Raw genomic sequence first — 7500 nt, 5'->3', positions numbered from 1 at the left:
TTCCACTCTCTTCAATGGCGGGCGTGCTATTTTAGAATTGGCGGAAAATGAAGATAGTCTGAATGCCGGGATCGAAATTATGGCGGAACCTCCCGGTAAACACGTTCAAAATTTACGGCTTTTGTCCGGTGGTGAAAAATCCATGACTGCGATTGCGTTGCTTTTCGCGATCTATATGGTAAAACCTTCTCCATTTTGCTTTTTAGACGAAATTGACGCGGCTCTGGATGAGGCGAACAAACTTCGCTTCTGTCAAATTCTGGATAAGTTTAAGGATAAGTCTCAGTTTATTGTGATCACTCATGCGCAGTCTACGATCAATAGGGCAAATTCCCTTTTTGGAGTTACGAACGAGGAGCCGGGGATTTCCAAAATTCTTTCTTTGAAATTGAATGAAGCGGTTTCTATCGCGGAAAAAGTTGCGGAAGCGGCCGTTTAAAAGAAAATTTTCACTTGGAAAAATACGGCGTTACTATATGCAGAAATTCTAATTCGTTTTACGTGTAGAAGTTGTTTCCAAATTATCGTTTATTTTCGACCACCGATGGCGTGGAACAGGATTGCGTTGCGCCTCCTTCGTGTATCGTTCCCTGTGATTAGTGAAGAAAATGGAGCTTAATTTTAATAACGAAATAGAAAATCTTTCTTCCGGTGCTAAATTCAAATCAGATTGCGATTGAAGTTGAGTCTCTTACTGATCCTATAAAATAGAATACCGTTAATTGGAGCACAAATCCCACGTTTAGACGCAGAATTTTAGACACTCTATTATATAAGTATTAGTAGTACCGACTGAAATCACATTTACGATCTTCTCCTGATATTTATGTGCCTCGCGCGATATTAAATTGACATTATTTGATTTGAGTTGTCACCGATCGTTACAAGAAAATTTTGATATACATTCGATTGTAAAATCGTTAGTTGGATGTACTCAAAATTTACAGTGGGGCATACTACATGAAAATAAAGTTTATTCTCAGTTTTTTGGTTCTAATTGCATTTGAAACTTGCGGCAATATCGATAAAGAAAACGAGGACGACTCAAAACTTCTGTATTCATTAATCCTGCTACCGTATCCACCGGACCGAGCCGAGAACTACGATCGAGACGTAAAGATCATCACTCATAGAGGACAGGAATTTCCGATTCCTTGTGATCCGAGTAATTCCGACGAAGATCTCAATTTTTTTATAGAGCTATTAAAAATGGAAATCTCTAGATATCCGAGAGGGTATTGGATCAAGGCGGGTGTTGAATACGTCCAACTCTGTAGAAACTTTGATGGAGGATCAATGGATTTGGTTTCTAATATAATGTATCTGAACGTACTCGATGAAATAGGTAAAAGGAGGATATATGACTCTGAAACATCAACATTCATCAGTCCCCTTGACTATTATGCTCGATTGGGGACTATCCATCACGAACTAACGCATGCCGTTGATAAAAGTTTGGGATTTATTCTTTTTGATCCGGCTTGGGGATCACTGAATTATGCCGGATTTCAGTACGGAAATCATTACGGTCCTCAACAAAATAATCCACATCCACAGGTTTTTTCACATCCTCTACCTGGTTTCGTATCGCTTTATGCGACAACAAATCATGTGGAAGATCGCGCCGAAATCGGACAGGGAATCATGGGGCCTATCTCCGATTACAATCGTTTGATACGATTCTGTCAATCCGATCCGATCATTGCGGCAAAAGTCAATCGAACGATCTCTGAATGGAAAGAATTTTGGCCTTTTCCAGGGGCTGAGAATTCAGACTGGAAAACTAAAATCACCGCAACCGAGTCTGCTTGCAATGGAAGGTAAAACGATTCTTTTGACAAGAAAGTTAAAATTTATTTTTTATTCGTATTGTATGCGCTTACGATACACTCGTTAAAAGGTTTGCATTGATTTTTGTGATTTTCAAAACAAGCCGCAACAGCCGCGCTATGTTTTTTACAAGAATTGATACAACCCGTTTTAACTTTGGTTTTTTCCTCTGCGCTCAATTTTCTAGGGGCGTTTTGTTCCACACAACCGGAATAGAAACCACAAATTTCATTGCAAGCGGCAGATTGAGCCGATACGGAACCGGTCGAAATTAGAAAAGAAAGGATCAATAGAAAGAGATGTTTCAACGTCAACTCCTTTGGGAACGATTAGCGACGCAGGGATTCGAACCCCGGACCTGCGGATTATGATTCCGTTGCTCTAACCAGCTGAGCTACGTCGCCGCTTTGTTTGGATCCGATTCGATCGGTTCCAGTGCTATTTTTTTCGAGGGAATTGGCCTGTCAAGGTTTCCTTCTGATGGAGGACTTCCAGATTTCGATGAGAATTTTCCACGTGGAAGTCGAAGAAATATCTTCGACTTTTTTCGCTTCTAATTCTTTTTTTTCCTTCCATTTTTCCAAAACGGAATTTGTGATTTCCGCTTGTATAGATTTCCAATCTTTTGAGACGGCTTCGTCGAAAGAAATCGTTTGGGAGAAATTCTGAATTACTTTCAAACGGTTTAAAAGATCCGGAATTTCAAATTCTTCCAATTTTTTTCTTCGATTTTCTAAAGTGGAAACAAGGACGTTCTTGGCGGTTTCATATTCTTTTTGAAGAAGAGAATGAAAGAAGGATTCTTCCTCTCCCACATGTCTTGATACACGGGAAGCGAATCTGTGTTCCGTCATATTCCTCCAGGATTCGCTTCTTTCGAACTGAGGAAAGGAATTTGGAATTTTTGTATCCGAAGAAGACATATTTAAATTTTCCCAAACATCCAAAAAAGAAGATTCTAGTATCAAAAATAAAAACGAAGGGCTCAGCCAAGGTGGAACTGCGATCTCTAAAGTGGAAAATTTTTCGTCTGTGTTTTTTGTATAAAGGGGAGAATTTTCAAAGTCGATTGCCGAAAGAATTGCACTTGAACGGGAAAACCAAACCGGAATCATCTCCCGATTTTCGGAAAGATCGATCGTTAGTTTACAAAAATTGAATTTGATTTTTCCCGACATACTGGAGAGAACATAAATTGCAAAAAGGCTTTGAACTCCGTTTAATTTCGGAGTAATGAGAAAAAACTCTCCTTGTTTTTCGATAATTCTTTCCGTAAAATTTTCAGGGATTGGTAATTCCAAAATTTTTTTAAGATCGATAGATCTCCGGGATAAAATTTGAAATTCGAGTCGAAATACGGAAGTATTTCCTTTCTTATTTATTTTTCTGCCGGAAACGAGTTCTATTTTTTTTTCGATCGCTGCGATTTTAGAGGAAAGAGAGGGTTCGTTCGAAGTAAAAGGAAAATGTATGAATTTTCTCCAAACATAAGCAGGGAAAATTTTGGACGGAACTTGGGACGTTGAAAAACGAAAATCTGAAAGAAGTGAGACAGAACGATAAACCGATTTTTTAGATGCCAAAGGTTTAGAGAATATTTCGAAAATAGAATCCGGAAATTCGATCCAGTATTTTGCATCCAGTTCTTGGGCCCAGATGCTCACTTGATCATAAAACTCTTTCAAAACGAATTCACTCGGATGAGAATTTTCAAAAAGGGATTCGAAAGTTTTTCGATCTAATCTTTGTTTCAATTCTGCTTCGGTAAGAAAATGAATTTGTTTCATTGGTTTCTCAAATACTGAATAATATTTATGCAGAATGTAAATTATCGGTACGAATAATGTACGAAATTTGAGCTAGTTGCCAATTGAATTGGAAAAAAGATAAAATCTGCAACCGCAGTGTATTTTAGGGCTTGCCTGTCTTTCAAGGAATTTTACTTTGATTCCGGATTCGTTCTTGAAACGGAGAAAAAAAGGGACTTCGGCTCTTTTTTTGGAAATCATCGGATTTCAGTTTAATGGTACGATATTTGCACTAAAAAGTGTAGACGCATGATGCGTGAATTAACGATTAATACTCGAAGACTAACAGGAGAATAGAATGTCCAGAACACCTAGTGAAGTTATCGCATATGCCAAGGCGAATAACGTTCTTTTCTACGATTTCCGTTTTACGGATATCAAAGGAGCTTGGCACCACGTATCGTATCATACGATTGCCATCAATGAAGATTCCTTTAAAGGCTTACCGTTTGATGGAAGTTCCATTCCTGCTTGGCAGCCGATCGACAGGTCCGATATGCAGTTGATTCCGGATACCGATGCGATTTTCTTAGATCCTTTCACTGCCGATCCAACTCTTGTCGTTTTCTGCGATGTTTTTGACATCTACAAAGGTACTCTTTACGAAAAATGCCCTCGTTCTATCGCGAAAAAAGCTCTGAAGTATCTTGAGTCCTCTGGTCTCGCTGACACTGCGTATTTTGGACCTGAAAACGAGTTTTTTATCTTTGACAACATCAAAGTAAGAGATGCGATCAACGTTCAATACTACGAAATCGATTCTTCGGAAGGGATTTGGAATTCCCACACGGATTTTCCCGGTTCCACAAACACAGGTCACCGTCCCGGAACCAAAGGTGGTTACTTTCCGGTAGCTCCTGTGGATTCTCAAGTGGATCTGAGAGCTGCGATCGTTAAGACCCTTCACCAGATCGGTATGGAAACTTTCGTGGTTCACCACGAGGTTGCTCAAGGTCAAGGTGAGATCGGTGTTAAATTTGGAACTTTGATCGAAGCGGCGGATAACGTTCAAAAACTGAAATACGTTGTTAAGATGGTGGCTCATAATTATGGTAAAACCGCAACCTTCATGCCGAAACCTCTTTACGGAGACAATGGCAACGGTATGCACTGTCACCAGTCCATTTGGAAAAACGGCGTGAATCTTTTTGCAGGTAAAGGTTACCAAAATTTAAGCGACACCGCTATGAATTACATCGGCGGGGTTCTTTCTCACGCTAAAGCTTGTGCGGCGTTTACAAATGCTTCCACGAATTCTTATAAAAGACTTCTTCCCGGTTTCGAAGCTCCCTCCATTTTAGCTTATTCTGCCCAGAACCGTTCTGCTTCTTGCCGTATTCCTTTCGTAAATGGGGACAAAGCAAGAAGGGTTGAATTCCGTTTTCCTGATTCTTCCGCAAACCCTTATCTCGCTTTTGCAGCGATGCTTATGGCTGGTATTGATGGAGTTCAAAAGAAAATCGATCCAGGTCCGCCTCGGGAAGAAGACCTTTTCGAACTTTCTCTTGATGAAATCCGCGAGAAGGGAATTCAACAAATGCCACACACTCTTCGTGAATCCGTGGAACACATGCTCTTGGACAAAGAGTTCCTCAAAAAAGGGGACGTGTTTACGGAAGAATTCATTCAAACTTACAAAGCGTATAAGTTTGAAACTGAAATCTGGCCTTGGGAAGGAAGACCTCACCCGTTCGAATTTCTTACTACGTATTCCTGCTGATCAAATCGTGTGCCAGGGAGGCGCTCGTTGGGATTACGAATCGAAAAGCCCGGGATTTTTCTCGGGCTTTTTTATTTTTGGAACTGAGAAAACTTTTCACTGAAAGTGGAATGTAGGAGTTTTGACGGTTTTTCCGTAAAAAGACGTCCGAGTAACTTATTGATTCGCTCGTAGGCGCGGCCTCACGAGAAAATCGGCCGGACTTTTCTTTATCAGAAAAATCTTATATTTTCAAGAAAAATTCTCAATGTAGGAGCTCCCACAACTACTGTTCGAGAAGCGGTTTGTTTGCATCTGGGTGTTTTGCTAAGTATTCTTGGACCGTGTTTCTTTTTTTTTCTAAACGAAAAAGATGATCCTCGATGATTTTACCGAAGTCCAACTTACCAGTGATGATTTCATATCTTTCGGTTTCCATCGTCCCTAAATCCAGATCGGAATCGATTTCGGAAGAACGATCTGCATATCTTTGGGCTTCTTTCCAATAGGGAATTGCTTCCTTATAAAATCCGTTTGCGACTTCGAAGGAACGATTCAGATCGTACGCAAAATCCAAGTTGTGAAAATAAAGATGTCGTTTATCAAATTGGGACGCGATTCTCATGTAAGAGCGCATGATTTGAAGATTGATGTGCATAAAAAGAAGATTTCGATATTTATAATATTCTTCCTCGTCTTTCACAGGACAAAGGGCGTTCTTTGGATGTCTGAATCTTTTCTTTAGTCCGACTTTTAGGAAATAAATGTTTCTTCTGAGTTCGTTTTCTCCGTAGTGAAGTTTGAGCCCGTAGAGCTGGTAATAATCTTCTAAAAATTTAGGTTCCCATTTGTGAAGTTTATAGGGCACCCAATCGGAGAATTTCGTATGAGGACCGTTTTTTTCATATTCGTAGTTATAATCCAAGTCGATTTCTGCGGAGATTGAGGTTGTCTCCACACTTAAAAGACTCCCTAAAAGGATGCAGTAGAGCGGTCTGATAATTTCCACGCGCATTCAAAGTGATTTTCGGCAGATTCTAATATTTAGGTGAGAGCGAAAACGTCCGGAAAATGAGAGACTCTTCGGGATTTCGAATCGGATATTTTTTTAAGTTTAAGAAATCGGCGTTTTGGAGAATTCTTTCTTATTTAAGAACTACATAGTATAAGTACCAATATTTTGCACTGAAACAGGGCTTTGCAATAAAATTACGGTACTCAATTTATAGGATTAGTAAAAGGCCGTCTTTGCGTGAATCATCGTTAAAAAGCCGATTCTTCTCGGCAAAAAAATAATTTTTTGAAATCGGTATCGAGTCTAAACTACAAGTTTAAGAGCTATTTCATCTGGAAACGAGTTGACCCCTGATTTTTTAGAAGAAGCATAGTTCTCGCAACGAAGTTTCATTTTTTGGTCTTTTAATTCGTGCTACTGAAAATCTATCAATATAAGAATTTTCTAATTTGTTTTGCGATTTTGAGTGTCCTGACTTTGGGATTACCTCTTTCCGCGGAAACTCTATCCGGTTCTTGGTTTTCCGGGATTCGAAAGTCCGTTTCGGAAGGAATTTCCAGCGGAACCTTTGATTGGACTTCTGGATTTCTTCTGATAACAGGTGGGGTTCTTGCAAGTCTTTTACCCTGCGTATATCCATTGTATCCGATTACGGTAGGAATCGTAAGGGCTAGGGGAGAAGGTTCTCCTAGAATTTTACATCCTGCGATTTACTACCTCGGTTTGATCACAATTTATGCTTCTTTCGGACTGATTGCTGGTTTTTCGGGGGGAGCGTTTAACGTAATCTTGCGTTATCCAATCGTTAACCTTGCGCTTTCTATTCTTATTTTTTTATTGGCTTTGGGATCCTTGGATTTGATTCATCTTCCTTTTTTTCAATCCAAGGAGGTAAAAACCGCGCAAGGATGCGGCGGAACTTTTTTCTTGGGAATGGGTGCCGGACTTCTTTCCTCTCCCTGTGTCGGTCCGGTCGTGGTCGCGATTCTTTTACAGATTACGGTTGGTTCCGGTACGATCTCAATTGATTCTGTACTTCTTGCCGCGTTTAAGATGTTTTTATTTGGAGTCGGTTTGGGATTTCCGTTTTTAATGATTGGGGTTTTCGGTTTGAGTCTTCCTAAGTCGGGAAAATGGATGCGTTGGAT

General features: G+C 39.9%; 7 protein-coding genes and 1 tRNA gene (2 of these 8 cut by a window edge). 4 read left to right on the top strand and 4 right to left on the bottom strand.

Translation table 11 applies throughout. The features are described from left to right. On the top strand, positions 1-439 hold the 3' end of the coding sequence (locus tag LEP1GSC190_RS11420) for a chromosome segregation SMC family protein (protein WP_036037020.1). Its footprint begins 2336 nt before the window's first position; the window shows 439 of its 2775 coding nt (coding positions 2337-2775); its start codon lies beyond the left edge, outside the window; its stop codon occupies positions 437-439. Between the two features lie 521 nt (positions 440-960). Then, positions 961-1824 (top strand): LIC13305 family lipoprotein, encoded by an 864-nt coding sequence (locus LEP1GSC190_RS11415; protein ID WP_004280429.1) that lies wholly within the window; start codon positions 961-963, stop codon positions 1822-1824. A 29-nt stretch (positions 1825-1853) separates the two neighbouring features. Here the strand turns inward: LEP1GSC190_RS11415 and LEP1GSC190_RS11410 are convergent, their stop codons facing one another. The 3 genes from LEP1GSC190_RS11410 to LEP1GSC190_RS11400 form a co-directional block, all read right to left on the bottom strand. Next, positions 1854-2138: a Cys-rich protein gene (locus LEP1GSC190_RS11410; protein WP_002764374.1), complete on the bottom strand. Its 285-nt coding sequence runs from the start codon at positions 2136-2138 to the stop codon at positions 1854-1856. Between the two features lie 22 nt (positions 2139-2160). After that, a tRNA-Met gene (locus LEP1GSC190_RS11405) sits at positions 2161-2234 on the bottom strand. A gap of 60 nt (positions 2235-2294) precedes the next feature. Further along, positions 2295-3617, bottom strand: a complete 1323-nt coding sequence (locus LEP1GSC190_RS11400) for a hypothetical protein (protein WP_004280649.1) — start codon at positions 3615-3617, stop codon at positions 2295-2297. 319 nt (positions 3618-3936) lie between these two features. Between LEP1GSC190_RS11400 and glnA the strand changes: the two genes are divergently transcribed. Beyond that, complete coding sequence (glnA, locus tag LEP1GSC190_RS11395) at positions 3937-5358, top strand: type I glutamate--ammonia ligase (protein ID WP_002764371.1); 1422 nt, start codon at positions 3937-3939, stop codon at positions 5356-5358. A 265-nt stretch (positions 5359-5623) separates the two neighbouring features. On the opposite strand, the gene LEP1GSC190_RS11390 is transcribed toward glnA, so the two are convergent. Then, complete coding sequence (locus tag LEP1GSC190_RS11390; RefSeq protein ID WP_036036896.1) at positions 5624-6352, bottom strand: hypothetical protein; 729 nt, start codon at positions 6350-6352, stop codon at positions 5624-5626. A gap of 411 nt (positions 6353-6763) precedes the next feature. Between LEP1GSC190_RS11390 and LEP1GSC190_RS11385 the strand changes: the two genes are divergently transcribed. Continuing rightward, positions 6764-7500 carry the 5' portion of a protein-disulfide reductase DsbD family protein gene (locus LEP1GSC190_RS11385; protein ID WP_002764259.1) on the top strand. It continues 637 nt past the right edge of the window, so the window shows 737 of its 1374 coding nt (coding positions 1-737); its start codon is at positions 6764-6766; the stop codon falls past the right edge of the window.

It is taken from the genome of Leptospira mayottensis 200901116 (genome assembly GCF_000306675.2).
GTDB lineage: Bacteria > Spirochaetota > Leptospiria > Leptospirales > Leptospiraceae > Leptospira > Leptospira mayottensis.
The sequence above is the reverse complement of the archived record's forward strand: the minus strand, read 5'-3'. Positions and strand labels throughout refer to the sequence as shown.

Coding starts and splice junctions, on each gene's coding strand:
- LEP1GSC190_RS11400 (WP_004280649.1), bottom strand. CDS start 3,617: ATGAAACAAATTCATTTTCTTACCGAAGCAGAATTGAAACAAAGATTA.
- LEP1GSC190_RS11415 (WP_004280429.1), top strand. CDS start 961: ATGAAAATAAAGTTTATTCTCAGTTTTTTGGTTCTAATTGCATTTGAA.
- LEP1GSC190_RS11390 (WP_036036896.1), bottom strand. CDS start 6,352: ATGCGCGTGGAAATTATCAGACCGCTCTACTGCATCCTTTTAGGGAGT.
- glnA (WP_002764371.1), top strand. CDS start 3,937: ATGTCCAGAACACCTAGTGAAGTTATCGCATATGCCAAGGCGAATAAC.